The organism is Jannaschia seohaensis, assembly GCF_900116765.1.
Taxonomy (GTDB): domain Bacteria; phylum Pseudomonadota; class Alphaproteobacteria; order Rhodobacterales; family Rhodobacteraceae; genus Jannaschia; species Jannaschia seohaensis.
The window spans coordinates 340,596-355,012 of record NZ_UETC01000002.1 but is presented as its reverse complement, the minus strand read 5'-3'; the positions used below and the strand labels follow the sequence as shown (position 1 = coordinate 355,012).

12 protein-coding genes are annotated in these 14,417 nt (G+C 66.9%); 7 read left to right on the top strand and 5 right to left on the bottom strand.

The features are described 5' to 3' along the window. Positions 1–44: 44 nt before the first annotated feature. From DTQ71_RS06490 to DTQ71_RS06480, 3 genes are all read left to right on the top strand, one after another. Entirely contained in the window at positions 45–2,480 is a 2,436-nt protein-coding gene (locus tag DTQ71_RS06490) for a GcvT family protein (RefSeq protein ID WP_109563460.1), read from the top strand. 78 nt (positions 2,481–2,558) lie between these two features. Then, a complete protein-coding gene (locus DTQ71_RS06485) occupies positions 2,559–4,751 on the top strand; it encodes an RNA degradosome polyphosphate kinase (RefSeq protein WP_245947287.1) in 2,193 nt (730 codons plus the stop codon). A 152-nt stretch (positions 4,752–4,903) separates the two neighbouring features. Further along, positions 4,904–6,454, top strand: coding sequence for a Ppx/GppA family phosphatase (locus tag DTQ71_RS06480; RefSeq protein WP_109563459.1), 1,551 nt, complete (start codon positions 4,904–4,906; stop codon positions 6,452–6,454). 5 nt (positions 6,455–6,459) lie between these two features. Here DTQ71_RS06480 and DTQ71_RS06475 read toward each other — a convergent pair whose 3' ends face one another. Further along, a complete protein-coding gene (locus tag DTQ71_RS06475; protein WP_170125316.1) occupies positions 6,460–6,972 on the bottom strand; it encodes a fasciclin domain-containing protein in 513 nt (170 codons plus the stop codon). 135 nt (positions 6,973–7,107) lie between these two features. Here DTQ71_RS06475 and proS point away from each other — a divergent pair, with 135 nt between their 5' ends. Next, on the top strand, positions 7,108–8,448 hold the full coding sequence (proS, locus tag DTQ71_RS06470; RefSeq protein ID WP_109563457.1) for a proline--tRNA ligase: 1,341 nt from the start codon (positions 7,108–7,110) through the stop codon (positions 8,446–8,448). A gap of 51 nt (positions 8,449–8,499) precedes the next feature. Here the strand turns inward: proS and DTQ71_RS06465 are convergent, their stop codons facing one another. Together DTQ71_RS06465 and DTQ71_RS06460 are read right to left on the bottom strand one after the other, a co-directional pair. Next, positions 8,500–8,904: a RidA family protein gene (locus tag DTQ71_RS06465; protein ID WP_211317104.1), complete on the bottom strand. Its 405-nt coding sequence runs from the start codon at positions 8,902–8,904 to the stop codon at positions 8,500–8,502. A 414-nt stretch (positions 8,905–9,318) separates the two neighbouring features. Beyond that, positions 9,319–10,194, bottom strand: a complete 876-nt coding sequence (locus DTQ71_RS06460; protein WP_109563455.1) for a sulfotransferase domain-containing protein — start codon at positions 10,192–10,194, stop codon at positions 9,319–9,321. Positions 10,195–10,491: 297 nt separating this feature from the next. Here DTQ71_RS06460 and DTQ71_RS06455 point away from each other — a divergent pair, with 297 nt between their 5' ends. Together DTQ71_RS06455 and DTQ71_RS06450 are read left to right on the top strand one after the other, a co-directional pair. Beyond that, the gene (locus DTQ71_RS06455; RefSeq protein WP_109563454.1) at positions 10,492–11,760 is read left to right on the top strand and encodes a lipoprotein-releasing ABC transporter permease subunit; all 1,269 of its coding nucleotides are present in this window, start codon (positions 10,492–10,494) and stop codon (positions 11,758–11,760) included. After that, positions 11,753–12,427: an ABC transporter ATP-binding protein gene (locus DTQ71_RS06450; protein ID WP_109563453.1), complete on the top strand. Its 675-nt coding sequence runs from the start codon at positions 11,753–11,755 to the stop codon at positions 12,425–12,427. The genes DTQ71_RS06455 and DTQ71_RS06450 overlap by 8 nt, the downstream gene beginning before the upstream one ends. A 30-nt stretch (positions 12,428–12,457) precedes the next feature. On the opposite strand, the gene DTQ71_RS06445 is transcribed toward DTQ71_RS06450, so the two are convergent. Continuing rightward, positions 12,458–13,297 (bottom strand): alpha/beta fold hydrolase, encoded by an 840-nt coding sequence (locus DTQ71_RS06445; RefSeq protein WP_245947285.1) that lies wholly within the window; start codon positions 13,295–13,297, stop codon positions 12,458–12,460. Between the two features lie 86 nt (positions 13,298–13,383). Beyond that, positions 13,384–13,668 (bottom strand): SCP2 sterol-binding domain-containing protein, encoded by a 285-nt coding sequence (locus tag DTQ71_RS06440; RefSeq protein WP_109563452.1) that lies wholly within the window; start codon positions 13,666–13,668, stop codon positions 13,384–13,386. A 53-nt stretch (positions 13,669–13,721) separates the two neighbouring features. Here DTQ71_RS06440 and DTQ71_RS06435 point away from each other — a divergent pair, with 53 nt between their 5' ends. Beyond that, a complete protein-coding gene (locus DTQ71_RS06435) occupies positions 13,722–14,297 on the top strand; it encodes a tetratricopeptide repeat protein (RefSeq protein WP_245947283.1) in 576 nt (191 codons plus the stop codon). Positions 14,298–14,417: the final 120 nt, after the last annotated feature.

Genomic DNA, 14,417 nt, shown 5'->3' with positions numbered 1-14,417 from the left:
CCGGCCCGCGAAAAGCTGCGTGGGGGCGACGGAAGGGGATGCGAATGCGGGACCAGGCGCGGGTTGTCGTGATCGGCGGAGGCATCGCGGGCTGTTCCGTGCTCTACCACCTCACGCGGGAGGGGTGGTCGGACGTGATGCTGATCGAGCGGGACGAGCTGACCTCCGGCACGACCTGGCATTCCGCCGCGCAGGTCACGAATTTCGGGGTGAACCAGACGATGGTGGGGCTGAAGGCCCATTCCATCGCGCTTTACAAGGAACTCCGGGACGATCCCGACTATCCGGTGGGCTACAATTACGGCGATGGCGGCATCCGCCTTGCCAATACCGAGGCGCAGATGGACGGCTACCGCCATTTCGCGTCCATGGCCGCAGGGATCGGTATCGACTTCGAGGTGATCGACGCGGCCGAATGCGCCCGCCGCCATCCGCTGATCTCGACCGAGAACCTGCTGGGCGGGCTGTGGGATCCGGCTGACGGGCATATCGACCCCGCGCAGCTCTGTCAGGCGCTGGCGCGGCGGGCGCGGCTGGCCGGGGCCGAGGTCAACCGGCACACGCCGGTCACCGGGCTGACGCAGCACGCGGACCAGTCCTGGACCGTGCATACCGAAAAAGGCGACGTGCGTTGCGAGATCGTCGTCAACGCGGGCGGCTACCGCTGCAACGAGATCGGCGCGATGATGGGCGTGCAGCATCCCGTCGCCGCGATGGAGCATCAATATGTCCTGACCGAGGACATCCCCGCCATCGCCGCGGCGGGGCACCGCATTCCGCTGCTGCGCTGCCCGATCAGCGACTTTTATTCCCGGCAGGAGAAGGGCGGCTTGCTGGTGGGCTTCTACGAGCAGGACTGCCGGACCTGGGGCCTCGATGGGATCGACCCGCGCTTTTCCAGCGATCTCTGCCCCGACGATCTGGACCGGGTGGCGGATGTGCTGGAGGGCGCCTTCGCCCGGATGCCCTGCCTGATGGAGACCGGCATCCGCGAGGTGGTGAACGGCCCGATCACCTACACCATCGACGGCGCGCCGCTGGTCGGCCCCGTCCCGGGCAAGCGCAACGCGTTTTGCATCGTCGGGCTGCGCGCCGGGCTGGGGGAGGGCGGTGGCCATGGCTGGCTGCTGGCGCAGCAGATCGTCCATGGGGAGGCCTGCTACGACACCTGGTGCCTGGACCCGCGCCGCTTTGCCAAGCACGCGACGGTGGAGCTGACGGCGCTCAAGGCCGTCGAGGATTACCGCAACGAATTCCGCTTCCACTTCCCGCATGAGCATCGGCCCGCCGGGCGGCCGATCAAGACCACGCCGCTGACCGATGTGCTGATCGCCGAGGGCGCCGAGATGGGGATCGTGAGCGGCTGGGAGCGGGTGGACTACGTCAAACCGGCGCCGGGTTTCGTCGAGACGCTGGGCTTCCGCTTCAACGAGGTGAACGGGGTCGTCGCCGCCGAGGTCGAGGCGGTCGCCACGGGCGTCGGGCTGACCGAGATCTCGGGGTTCAACCGCTTCGAGCTGACCGGGGCGGATGTTCCGGGCTTTCTCGACCGGATGACCTGCGGCCGGGTGCCGAGGGCCGCCGGGCGGGTCGGGCTTGCCTACCTGCTGAACGATCACGGCTGCCTCAAGGCGGAGGCGACGCTGGCCAATCTGCCGCCCTCCACGCGCGGCCCCGAACGGGTCTGGTATGGCTCGGCGGCGGCGAGCGAGGTCCATGACATGGATTGGCTCACCGCCCATCTGCGCCCCGGCGAGGACGTGCGGATCCGGTCGCTGACCAACGCGCAGACGACCCTGGTCCTGGCCGGGCCAAAGGCGCGGGACGTGCTGTCGGCAGCCGCGCGGGGCGATTGGTCCAAGGACGCCTTCCCCTGGCTGTCGGTCCGCGAGGCGCATGTCGGCATCGCGCCCGCGACGGTGATGGGCGTGAGCTTTTCGGGCGAACTCGCCTATGAGATCCACGTGCCCAACCCGTCCCTGCGCGCCGCCTATGACGCGCTGCGGCGGGCGGGCGCGGCCCATGGTCTGCGCCTCTTTGGAGCGCGCGCGGTGGAGTCGATGCGGCTGGAGAAGGGATTCCTCCACTGGAAGGCCGATATCCTGACGGAGTTCGATCCCTACGAGACCGGGCTCGACCGGTTCGTGGCCTTGGAGAAGGGTCCGTTCGTCGGTCGCGACGCGCTCCGCAGGCGCGTCGCGGACGGGCCAAGGCGTAAGGTGGTCACGTTGAGTATCGAGACGGCGGAGGCGCCCGCGCCGGGCGGGGCTTCGGTCCGAGCGGGCGGACTGATCGTCGGCACGGTTACCTCGGGCGAATGGGGGCACCGGACCGGGCTCAATCTGGCCTATGCCTTCGTCCGGCCCGGACAGTCCGCGCCCGGCACCGCCCTCACCGTCGATATCCTGGGTCATCCCGTCCCGGCGCGGGTCATTCCCCCGTGCCCCTACGATCCCGGCCACGCCCGCATGCGGAGTTGATCCGGCTTTCCTGGACCGGCCCCGTTCTTGCGGTTACGCTGTCATTTCTCCGACATCTCCGCCCGGTAGCCGCCGCCCATGCTTGACCGATCCGACATCCCCCCCGCCGATTTCCTGCGCGCCCCTCTGCCCGAGCCCGTCGAGCTGGACGAGGCGCGGAGGACGGGACCGGGGCGCTTTTTCAACCGCGAGCGGTCCTGGCTGGCGTTCAACTGGCGGGTGCTGGACGAGGCGGCGAACCCGCGCCTTCCGCTGCTGGAGCGTCTGCGCTTCCTGTCGATCAGCGCGGCGAACCTGGACGAGTTCTACACCGTGCGCGTCGCGGGTCTGCGCGAACTGGCCCGGGCCGGCAACCGCACTCCCGCTGCCGACGGGCGTAGCCCGGCCGAGCAGCTTGTGCTGATCGACGAGGATGCGGGCCGGTTGCTGGCCGAGCAGCAGGACACCTGGAAGACGCTCCGTGGCGAGATGGAGCAGGCGGGTATCCGCCTGCTGTCGGAGGACGCGCTCTCGAAGGCCGAGAAGGCCGACATGGCCGACTACTTCCTGCGCAACGTGTTTCCGGTCGTCTCGCCCTTGGCTATCGACCCGGCGCACCCGTTCCCGTTCATCCCGAACGAGGGCTTCGCCCTGGCCGTCGAATTGGAGCGGAAAGCCGACAAGCGTCTGCTGCGCGCGCTGCTGCCGATCCCGGCGCAGATCGACCGCTTCATCCGCCTGCCCGATGATGGCGACACGATCCGCTTTCTGCCTCTGGAGGTGCTGCTGCTGATGCAGATCGAGCGGCTGTTCCCCGGCTACGCGCTCAAGGGGAACTGCGCCTTCCGGGTTCTGCGCGACAGCGATCTGGAACTGGAGGAGGAGGCCGAAGACCTCGTGCGCGAGTTCGAGACCGCGCTCAAGCGCCGCCGCCGGGGCGAGATCGTGCGCATGAAGATCACGGCGGGCGCCCCCGAGGGGCTGCGCCGTGAGATCGTCGACGAGATCGGCGTCGACGAGAACGAGATCATCGAGGTCGACGGGCTGATCGGCCTCGCCGCCCTGAAGGAACTGGTGGTGGACGACCGCAAGGATCTGCTCTGGCCCAGCTTCACGCCCCGCGTCCCCGAACGGGTGCAGGACCATGACGGCGACATGTTCGCGGCGATCCGCCAAAAGGACATGCTGCTGCATCACCCCTACGAGACCTTCGATATGGTCATCCGCTTTTTGCAGCAGGCGGCGCTGGACCCGAATGTGCTGGCGATCAAGCAGACGCTCTACCGCACCTCCCGTGAAAGCCCGATCGTCGCCGCGCTCTGCGAGGCGGCCGAGTCGGGCAAGCAGGTGACCGCGCTGGTCGAGTTGAAGGCGCGGTTCGACGAGGCCGCCAATATCCGCCAGTCGCGGCGGTTGGAGCGGGCGGGCGCGCATGTCGTCTATGGTTTCACCAACTACAAGACCCACGCCAAGATCAGCACGGTCGTCCGGCGGGAGGGCGACCGTCTAGTGACCTATACCCATTTCGGGACGGGCAATTACCACCCGATCACGGCGCGCATCTATACGGACCTGTCGCTCTTCACCTGCTCCGAGGCGCTGGGCCGGGACGCCACCAAGGTGTTCAACTACATCTCGGGCTACGCCCCTCCCGAAGGCTTGGAGGCGATGACGATCTCGCCGCTCGGCCTCAAATCCTTCCTTCTGGAGGCCATCGAGGGCGAGATCGCCCATGCCAAGGCGGGGCGTCCGGCGGCGATCTGGGCCAAGATGAACTCCCTGATCGAGCCGGACGTGATCGACGCGCTTTATGCCGCGAGCCAGGCGGGGGTGCGCATCGACCTCGTGATCCGGGGGATTTGCGGGCTCCGGCCTGGGGTGAAGGACCTGTCGGAGAACATCCGGGTCAAGTCGGTTGTCGGCCGCTTCCTGGAGCATTCGCGCATCGTCTGCTTCGGCAACGGCCATGGGCTGCCGTCCAAGAAGGCGCGGGTGCATATTTCCTCGGCGGATTGGATGGGGCGCAATCTGAACCGCCGGATCGAGACCTTGGTGGAATGCACCAACCCCACCGTGAAGGCGCAGATCGTCAGCCAGATCATGGCCGCGAACCTGGCGGATGTCGCGCAAAGCTGGGTTCTGGGCGCGGAGGGCGCCTGGACCCGTGCGGACCTCTCGGAGATCGAGAACCCCTTCAGCTGCCACCGGTTCTTCATGGAGAACCCGTCGCTTTCGGGCCGAGGCAGCGCGGGCGCCAAGGATGTGCCGGAACTGACTCACTCGGCGGAGTAGTCCCGGAGCGGTTCACGCGGACGGGGCGGCGCCCAAGCCGTGGCGTCTGTCCCCGGCTGGCCGCTGGCGTCCCGCGACCTATCGGCGCGCGTTGACCCCGCGGCGCCGACCGTGCCAAACCGCGCGAAAGACTGCCGCAGGGGGAGAGACCCATGAAGCTCGACGCAGCCGAGGCCGAGGAATACGGCCCGTTCGGTGCGCCCCTGTTCGACGGGCCCGAAGCCCGGGCGCTGCGCCGGGTGGGGGTGATCGATGTCGGCTCTAACTCCGTGCGCCTGGTGGTCTTCGACGGGGCGGCCCGCTCTCCGGCCTATTTCTTCAACGAAAAGATCCTTTGCGGGCTCGGGGCCGGGCTGGCCGAGACGGGCCGGCTGAACCCCGACGGCCGGGAGCGGGCGATGGTCGCGCTCCGCCGCTTCGCCATCCTGGCACGGGGCATGGAGGTCAACTCCCTGACGGCGGTCGCCACGGCCGCCGTGCGCGAAGCCTCGGACGGACCCGCCTTCGAGGCGGAGGTAGAGGCCGCGACGGGCCTCAAGCTCTGGGTGATCGACGGGACCGAGGAGGCGCGGCTCTCCGCCCAGGGCGTGCTGCTGGGCTGGCCTGAGGCGCAGGGGCTGATGTGCGATATCGGCGGCTCCTCGATGGAACTGGCGGTGCTGCCCGGGGGCGGGCAGGTGGGCGCGACCGTCTCCGGAAAGCTGGGCCCGCTCAAGTTGCAGAACGTGAAGGGCAAGGGCGCGCGCCGGGCCGAGATCGATGCCGGGGTCAAGGCCATGGCCGAGGTGCTGGGCCAGGACCGTAGCGACAAGCTCTTTCTGGTCGGCGGCTCCTGGCGGGCGATCGCGCGGGTGGACATGCACCGGCGCGGCTATCCGCTTCATGTGCTCCATGAATACACGATGACGCCCAAGGATCTGCGCGCGACCTTCGATCTGATCGAAGCCTCCGACATGGAGACGTTGCGGCAGGAGACGCGGACGAGTTCGGCACGGATGTCGCTGGTGCCGCTCGCAGCCGAGGTTTTGTCCCGCGTGGTCAAAACGTTCCGGCCAAAGGAAATCGCGATCTCGTCCTACGGGATCCGCGAGGGCCTGCTCTATGAGCGGATGCCCGACGTGCTGCGCGCCCGCGATCCGCTGATCGAGTCCTGCCGCGCCTCGGAAGCGGCCTCGGCGCGGCTGCCGGGCTTTGGCCGCATCCTCTACAAATTCATCTCGCCGCTCTTTTCCCGCGCCTCGGAGCGGCGCCAGCGGCTGATCCGGGCCTGCTGTCTGCTACACGACGTCTCCTGGCGCGCGCATCCCGACTATCGGGCCGAGATCTGCTTCGACAACGCGACCCGCGCCAATCTGGGCGGTCTGACGCATTCCGAACGGGTGTTCCTGGGCCTCGCGTTGCTGCACCGCTATCGCAACAAGCGGGAGGGAACGCCGTTCGAGGCGCTTGCGCCGCTCTTGAACGAGGCGGACACGCAAGAGGCGGAGGTCGTCGGCAAGGCCATGCGCTTCGGCGCGATGTTCTCCGCCCAGGATCCGGAATTGATGGGACGCCTGAAGCTCTATCCCAAGCGGGGCGAGCTGGAACTCGCCTTGCCCAAGGGCGATGGCGAAGCGCTCTATGGCGAGGTGGCGGAGGCGCGGTTCCGGTCGCTCGCCGCGTCGCTGGGCTGCGCGCCAAAAGTGCGGATCGGCCGCGCCTGACGGGTTTAGTCGGCCAAGTCCTCGCAGACCGGGATGCCGCCGGGCACCAGCACCCGGTCGATCACATGCAGCACGCCGTTATCGGCGCGGATATCGGCCTCGGTCACCTGCGCCATGCCGCCATTGGCGTCGATCACGACCATGCCGTCGCCCCGTCGCTCCAGGCAGATGCGGCTTTTGTCGAGGAGGGTCTGCACGCGGATGACGCGGTTGGGCAAATCCCGCGTCGTCAGCACCCTGTCGTCGAGATGGTAGCGCAGCAGCTCGGTCAGCTGGGCGCGGTTTTCCGCGGCCAGGAGCGCCTCGAACAGGCCAGGTCGCAGGGCGGCGAAGGCGTCGTCGGTGGGGGCGTAGACGGTGAAGCGGCCCTCCTGCGCGATGGTCCCGGTCAAGCCCGCGGCGTCGAGCGCCGCCGCCAGAAGGGAGAGACGCGCATCGGCGCGGACAAGTTCCGCCAGCGAGGCGGCCGAGGTCGGCGTGGCGAGGCAGAGCTCGGCGCCGAGGGCTTTGAGGGTCATGCGGAGATCCGTCGGTCTGCAAGCCCCGGAAGCTACGACCATCCCCGCCGCCCGCCAGCCGCCTCGCGGCGATGTGATCGCTTGCCCCCCGCGCGCGCCGGCTCTATCGCAGGGACGATCAATAGGAGGCCCCCGATGCGCTTGAGCCGCTATTTCCTGCCCGTCCTCAAGGAGACGCCCGCCGAGGCGCAGATCGTCTCGCACCGGCTGATGCTGCGCGCGGGGATGATCAAGCAGGCGAGTGCGGGCATCTATTCCTGGCTGCCGCTGGGCTACAAGGTGCTCCGCCGGATCGAGCAGATCGTCCACGAGGAGCAGCAGCGCGCGGGTCATATCCCGATGCTGATGCCGACGCTGCAATCCGCCGAGCTGTGGAAGGAGTCGGGCCGCTACGACGCCTACGGGCCGGAGATGCTGCGCATCCGTGACCGGCAGGATCGGGACATGCTCTATGGGCCGACCAACGAGGAGATGATCACCGACATCGTCCGGTCCCATGTCAACAGCTACAAGGACTTGCCGCTGACGCTCTACCACATCCAGTGGAAATTTCGCGACGAGATGCGGCCCCGTTTCGGCGTGATGCGCGGGCGGGAATTCCTGATGAAGGACGGGTATAACTTCGATCTGGACGAGGCGGCGGCGCGCCATGCCTATAACCGCCACCTCGTCAGCTACCTGCGCACCTACGAGCGGATGGGGCTGCAGGCGATCCCGATGCGGGCCGATAGCGGGCCGATCGGGGGCGAGGACACGCATGAATTCCTAGTGCTGGCCGAGACGGGCGAGTCGGAGGTGTTCTACGACTCCGCCGTCACCGACCTGACCTTCGGCGACCGGGAGATCGACTACGACAGCGTCGAGCAGTGCCAGGGCATCCTGGAGGAGTTCACGTCGAAATACGCTCGCACCGACGAGACCCATGACGAGGCGGTCTTCGCCCAGGTCCCCGAGGAGCGGCGGCGCACGGCGCGCGGCATCGAGGTCGGCCAGATCTTCTACTTCGGCACCAAATATTCCGAGCCGATGGGCGCGACGGTGCAGGGGCCGGACGGTAAGCCCGTGCCGCTGCACATGGGATCGCACGGGATCGGCGTGTCGCGCCTCTTGGGCGCGATCATCGAGGCCAGCCACGACGACAAGGGCATCATCTGGCCCGAGGGCGTGACGCCCTTCCACGCGGGGATCGTGAACCTCAAGCAGGGGGACGCGGCGACGGATAGCGCCTGCGAAGGCATCTATGCGGAACTGGTGAAGGCCGGCCTGGACCCGCTCTACGACGACCGCAGCGAGCGCGCGGGCGCAAAGTTCGCCACGATGGACCTGATCGGCCTGCCCTGGCGGATCACGGTCGGGCCGCGGGGCTTGGCGTCGGGCAAGGTGGAACTGACCTCGCGCCGGACGGGCGAGAGCGAGGAGATGGCGCCCGAGGCGGCGATTTCGCGGCTCAGGGAGGTGTACGCCGGGGTGGCGTAAGCCGGGTCGAACGTCCGCTACGCGGACATTGCTGCCATTCGATTGGCGAATTCAAGACCGCGCGATTGCCGTTGCCTCTATCGAAAGCAAGAGGCCCATAGGGAGGTCCACTATTGGCGTCGAACGGGCTGGCGGCTTGTTCGGAAAATACTCTCCGAAAATGTCATTCAAGGCGGACCTTTCGTTGGCATCACCGAGCCAGGTGATCACCTTTACGATGTCGTCCATGGAGCAACCTGAACACCGGAGGCAGGTCTCTAGGTTTTCAAAGGCTTGCCTTGCTTGGCTTTCGAAATCTTCGCCTGCCTTAGCGCCTGTTTCGGGAATTATGCCCGCCTGCCCCGATACAAACAGGAAGTCACCGGCGCGGACGACGGTTGAATACGCGCCGTATGGCGCTGGCATGTCAGCATGCTCGACAACTATCTTTTCCAAGGTTGCTTCCTCCAAATTCATCTTTGCCCGAGCGTAGGTCGGCCCACCACAAACAATCAAGGAGATTGGAAGTTGCTACTTTGGGCTCAAAGCTGACCTTAGCCCCCCGCCGGTCCTCGCCAATCGAGTTGCCTCCCCATCTTGTCCCCGCTCTCCATCCGCCGCACTTGAGACGCTGAACAGCCCCGGAGGCCCCATGTTCAGACGCTTCGAATGGACGGTCACGTGGCGCTACCTGCGGGCCAAGCGCTTCTGAGGCGGCATCAGCGGAATGACCGGGATCAGCCTCGTCGACTTTGTGCTCGCCGTCTTCTCGCGTCTCAGGGAGGACTTTGCGGGCGCTCGATGATGCGCAGGATAGCGAAGCGGACGTTCTTGGATCGCGAGAGCACTTATAAGTGCGACCGCCGCGCCGCAGACCAAGGGCGCGGCTCTTCAAGCCGTAACGGAGTCTGAGCCCCCGTCCTGGAGCCAATTTGCTTCGTCGGGCGAGAGCAACTCGGACATTCGCTCCGCATATTGTTTCATGAGAGATAGTGGAATCTGAGCATGGTCACCCCGTTCTCCAGTTGCAAAGAATCCCTCCGGTGACTTGAAGTGCCCCGCCTTGGCCAGGGGCGCGAACCGCGTGGCCTTGGCACGCATTGACGCGAGCGAAGCGGCCTCGACAATTTCGGCGAGTAGATCAGGCGGCGCGTCCACTTCGATATGAGCGGCGATGTGAGCGACGACCTGGCCCAGATCCCGTTTCATGTCGCTGTAATGGATCATGGTCACAAAGCCGTTGGCCTCGGCCTTCGCTTCTATTGCGGCGCGGAGATGTCGCGCTAGCAACCCCAGCGAGACATCGTCTACATTCGTTGGCTCGAAAGGGAGATCAATCCCTCGCGCAATCACGGTCTCTTCGTCTGCCAAGAAAGGATCGTGCTCCGGTGCCTTGGCCATGTTCAAGACATGTCTGCGCATCGAACGCATGGCATCAATCGGGTTTCTCAACACCGAGATGGCGAATACTCCATCCGTGATAGGCAGGCCGTCCAACGGCGTGTGCGTCTTGATCAGGCGTCGCCCTTGCTGCGATCCGTATGCGGCAACGACTTCATCGAGTGGCATCGGTGAATAGTCCAGCCATGGGCTGAGTTCGCTGAGCGGCGCCGGCAGTTCAGTAGAGCCGTGCAGCAACATCGCAACGATGGCCATCGTCCAGGTCGTACCGCATTTCGGCGGCGTCGAGACAATGACATCGCCTGGGCGGAGCGGGAACTCGAACCATCTCGAAGAGTCGGTTCTCTTACCGGAATAAAGCTGCATTCGATGACGGTAGATTGAAGTTGCGTGTATTGGCAACGGTTCCCGTATACCGATTGCTACCGCCTGCTCGGCCGCGTGCGGCAATCTGGGCGAAACGAGTCGTTGTTCAGCTCGGACGCGAACTGTCCCTTTGTCCTGCCTGAAATATGTAGATCCCCAAGCCCGTCAGGTCCGGACGAGTTTCTTGCCCCTCTACTGTCGTTCAAGAGCCAAGGTCGCTCACCCGGTTTCATCGCCGCCTTGACCATACCTCCCGGACCCCGCACTTGAGGCTCTGATCGGACCGGCGGAGGCCCCATGTTCAGACGCTTCGAATGGATGATCGCCTGGCGCTATCTCAGGGCCAAGCGCTCCGAGGGGGGCATCTCGGTGATGACCTGGATCAGCCTGGTCGGCATCGCGCTCGCCGTCTTCGCGCTGATCGCCACGCTCGCCGTTCGGTCGGGCTTCCGCTATGAGTTCGTCGACACCATCATCGGCGCCAACCCCCATGTCAGCGTGCTGGCCTATGGCGAGGTGCTGCCGAACGGCGCGCTGACCCGCACCATGGCCAATTACGACGAGGTGGCCGCCGCTGTGGCGCAGGTCGATGGGGTGGAGCGCGCCGTGCCCGTGGTCTCGGGCCAAGTGATGGCCACGGCGAACGGGCGCAACACGGGCGTGCAGGTCGTGGGGATGCGGGGCGAGGATCTGGCCCAGGTGCCGCGCATCGCCGAGCCGGAGGAGGCGCGGGGCTCGCTCGCCGACTACCAGCAGGGCATCGCCATCGGCACCGGCGTCGCGCGGCAACTCGGCGTGGACGTGGGCGACAGCATCCGACTGATCTCTCCGGATGGGGTGCGCACGGCCTTCGGCACCAGCCCCCGGATCAAGGCCTATCCGGTCGTCTTCGTCTTCCAGGTCGGGCGCTGGGACATCGACTCGACCCGCGTCTACATGCCCTTCGAGGAGGCGCAACTCTACTTCAACCGCACCGGGGTCGCCGACGAGGTGCAGGTGGCGGTCGACGATCCGGAACGCGTCGATTTCTACGGCCCCGCCCTGATCCAGGCGGCGGGGGAGGGCGCCTATCTCTGGACGTGGCAGGACAGCTCGGGCGCGTTCCTCCGGGCGCTGACGATGGAGGACAACATCATGTTCGTCATCCTCTCGATCCTCGTGCTGATCGCGACGCTCAACATCACCAGCGGCCTGGTCATGCTGGTCAAGAACAAGGGCCGTGACATCGGCATCCTGCGCACCATGGGCCTGACCGAGGGGACGATCCTGCGGGTGTTCTTCCTCTGCGGCGCGTCCATCGGCGTGATCGGCACCCTGATCGGCGTCGCGCTGGGCTGCCTCTTCGCGATCTATATCGACCAGATCTTCGATCTCGTGAACTACATCGCCGGAGGCGGTGTCTGGGATCCGCAGTTCCGTCACATCTCGCAACTGCCGGCCCGGCTGGAATGGGACGACGTACTGACCGCCGTGGCGCTGTCGCTGACGCTCAGCTTCGTGGTGACGATCTTCCCGGCCCGCCGCGCCGCTAGGATGAACCCGGTCGAGGCGCTGCGCTATGAGTGACGCGCTGCGGCTGGAGGGCATCGCCAAGAGTTACCACCTGGGCAAGCCGAACGAGATCACCGTGCTGTCGGGCGTCGATCTGGCGGTCGCCTCGGGCGAGGTCTGCGCCCTGGTCGCGCCGTCCGGCGCGGGTAAGTCGACGCTCCTGCATATCGCGGGACTGCTCGACGCGCCCGATGCGGGGCGGGTGCTGATCGCGGGCGAGGACATGACGGGCAAGGGCGACCGGGCGCGGACCCGCGCGCGCCGAAAGCGCATCGGCTTCGTCTACCAGTTCCACCATCTCCTGCCAGAGTTCACGGCGACCGAGAACATCCTCCTGCCGCAACTCGCCGACGGGGTCGGCCAGGGGGCGGCGCGCGACCGGGCGGTGGACCTGCTGGGTCGGGTCGGCCTCTCCCATCGCCTGGATCACCGTCCGGCCGAGATGTCGGGGGGCGAGCAGCAGCGGGTGGCGTTCTGCCGGGCGCTCGCGAATGCGCCGGACCTGTTGCTGGCGGACGAGCCTACGGGCAATCTGGACCCAGGCACGTCGGATACCGTGTTCGACGCGCTGATGGCGCTGGTGCGAGAGACGGGAATGGGCGCCTTGATCGCCACCCATAACCTGGACCTGGCCAGCCGCATGGACCGGGTGCTGCGGCTTGAGGCAGGGCGCTTGGCCTGACCCGCGCATGGGGGCGACACGAAGAGGTCGCTATCCGGCCAGGTGCGCCCCGATCAGGTCATAGAGCCGCGTCCGCAGGCCGGTATCCTCCATCAGCACCTCATGTCGCCCGCCTTCGACGATCTCCAGATGTGCCTCCTGCCAGGTGGCGAGGCGGATATGGATCGCGTCCGGGTCGACGATCGCCTCGTCGGTGCCCAGCAGCGTCAGGCAGGGCACCTGGGGCGTCGCCCGCCGGGCCAGGCCGTGCATCTCGCGCAGGGCGGCGTTGAGCCAGCCCAGCGAGGGGCCGCCCAGCGCCAGGTCCGGTTCGGCCCGCAGGTGCGACTGCATCCAGGCGAACATCTCGGCATCCCGCGTCAGCAGGTTGCCCTCGAAAGGCGTGTTGCCCGGGTCGGAGGCCTTGCCCGCCCGGGGCGTGTTCATCTCGCCCAGACCCAGCGCAGAGCTGAGCGAGGACACGGTCCAGGCCGTCAGCCGCACATGCGGCGCCAGGGGCAGCCCCCACATCGGCGCCGAGAATACGGCGCGTTGAAACGGTGTCCCATCCATCAGGGCGCGCAGCCCGATCAGGCCACCCATCGAATGGGCCAGCAGGTGCCAGGGGCGCGGCAGCCCGATCGCGTCCGCATGGCTCATAGCCGCCCGAAGGTCGCGCTGATAGTCGCGGAAGTCGCGGACATGCCCGATCAGGCGATTGTGCTTGGGCCGCTCCGTGAGGCCCTGGCCCCGCCAGTCCAGCGCGATGGAGGCCAAGCCGTGCCGCGATAGATGCGCGGCCGCGTCGGCGTATTTCTCCACCCACTCGGTGCGCCCCGGGAAAACGAAGACAGTTCCCGCATGCCCCTCGGGCCAGATGCCCGCGCGCACGCGCACTCTGTCCGAGGCGCGAAGCCAGACCGCGTGGCCCTCCGGCGGGCCGGCGGCGAGCGCCGCCAGGAAAGGGGCGTCGAGCTTCAGGACAGCGCTCCACCCAGCTTCATCGCGACGCCCATATCGCCATCGACCTTGAGCCTGCCCGACATGAACGCCGCGGTCGGGTTGACCTCGCCCGCGAGAATACCCTGAAAGGTCTCGGCATCGGCGGTCATGGTGCAATCCGCCTCCTCGTCGCTGGCGCGTACGCCGTCCTGATCGACCATCACGGCGCCCTCGTCTTCGATCACGAACTTGACGCTGCCGTCGAAGGTGCCAATCTTCTGGGAGAGCTGGGTGACGGCTTCGGTGACGATATCGCTCATGAGGTCCTCACGGGTTGGGGGCCGCAGGACGCGGCAGGAAGGATAGGCATTAGATGATTGACCTTCGCGTCACCTTCAACGGTTTCGTAACGGCTCTGGCGATCGGTTACGCCACGTCCCTCCCCGCGCAGGAGGTGCTGTCGGACGATCCGGACGTGCTGCTCAACCGTCTGGGCACGCTCACGGCGCCCGAGGATAGGGCCGAGGCCCGCCGCCTCTCCCGCGAGATCGAGGAGCGGTGGTCGCATTCCGGCTCCGCCGCGATGGATCTTCTCTTGCAGCGCGGCCGCGACGCCATCGAGGCCGAAGACTGGTCCCGCGCCTTCGCCCATCTGACTGCGCTGACCGACCACGCGCCTGACTGGGCCGCCGCCTGGAACCTGCGCGCCACCGCCTTCTATCTGACCGACCGCTACGGCCCCGCGATCTCCGATATCGAGCAGACCCTGATTCTGGAGCCTCGCCATTTCGGCGCGCTCGCGGGGCTTGGCATCATCATGGAACAGTTGGGCGAGAGCGAGAAGGCGCTCGAAGCCTTCCGCCGCGCGCAGCAGGTCTTCCCGGCCGAGGACAATGTGAACGCCGCCGTCGAGCGCCTCGAACGCCAGGTCGGCGAACGCGCCCTTTGACGCCCCCCGCGCCGATCTTTCCCCGTCCGTAACTCTCCCGCGCCCCTCTTCTTCCCTGCAAAAATATCCCGGGGGTCCGGGGGCTGGCCCCCGGTCCCGCATTCTCTTCCGGCGCATCGC

Bases quoted from the DNA above. Each gene is read 5' to 3' on its own strand.
- DTQ71_RS06490 (WP_109563460.1), top strand. From the start codon at position 45: ATGCGGGACCAGGCGCGGGTTGTCGTGATCGGCGGAGGCATCGCGGGC.
- DTQ71_RS06485 (WP_245947287.1), top strand. From the start codon at position 2,559: ATGCTTGACCGATCCGACATCCCCCCCGCCGATTTCCTGCGCGCCCCT.
- DTQ71_RS06480 (WP_109563459.1), top strand. From the start codon at position 4,904: ATGAAGCTCGACGCAGCCGAGGCCGAGGAATACGGCCCGTTCGGTGCG.
- DTQ71_RS06475 (WP_170125316.1), bottom strand. From the start codon at position 6,972: ATGACCCTCAAAGCCCTCGGCGCCGAGCTCTGCCTCGCCACGCCGACC.
- proS (WP_109563457.1), top strand. From the start codon at position 7,108: ATGCGCTTGAGCCGCTATTTCCTGCCCGTCCTCAAGGAGACGCCCGCC.
- DTQ71_RS06465 (WP_211317104.1), bottom strand. From the start codon at position 8,904: ATGAATTTGGAGGAAGCAACCTTGGAAAAGATAGTTGTCGAGCATGCT.
- DTQ71_RS06460 (WP_109563455.1), bottom strand. From the start codon at position 10,194: ATGCAGCTTTATTCCGGTAAGAGAACCGACTCTTCGAGATGGTTCGAG.
- DTQ71_RS06455 (WP_109563454.1), top strand. From the start codon at position 10,492: ATGTTCAGACGCTTCGAATGGATGATCGCCTGGCGCTATCTCAGGGCC.
- DTQ71_RS06450 (WP_109563453.1), top strand. From the start codon at position 11,753: ATGAGTGACGCGCTGCGGCTGGAGGGCATCGCCAAGAGTTACCACCTG.
- DTQ71_RS06440 (WP_109563452.1), bottom strand. From the start codon at position 13,668: ATGAGCGATATCGTCACCGAAGCCGTCACCCAGCTCTCCCAGAAGATT.
- DTQ71_RS06435 (WP_245947283.1), top strand. From the start codon at position 13,722: ATGATTGACCTTCGCGTCACCTTCAACGGTTTCGTAACGGCTCTGGCG.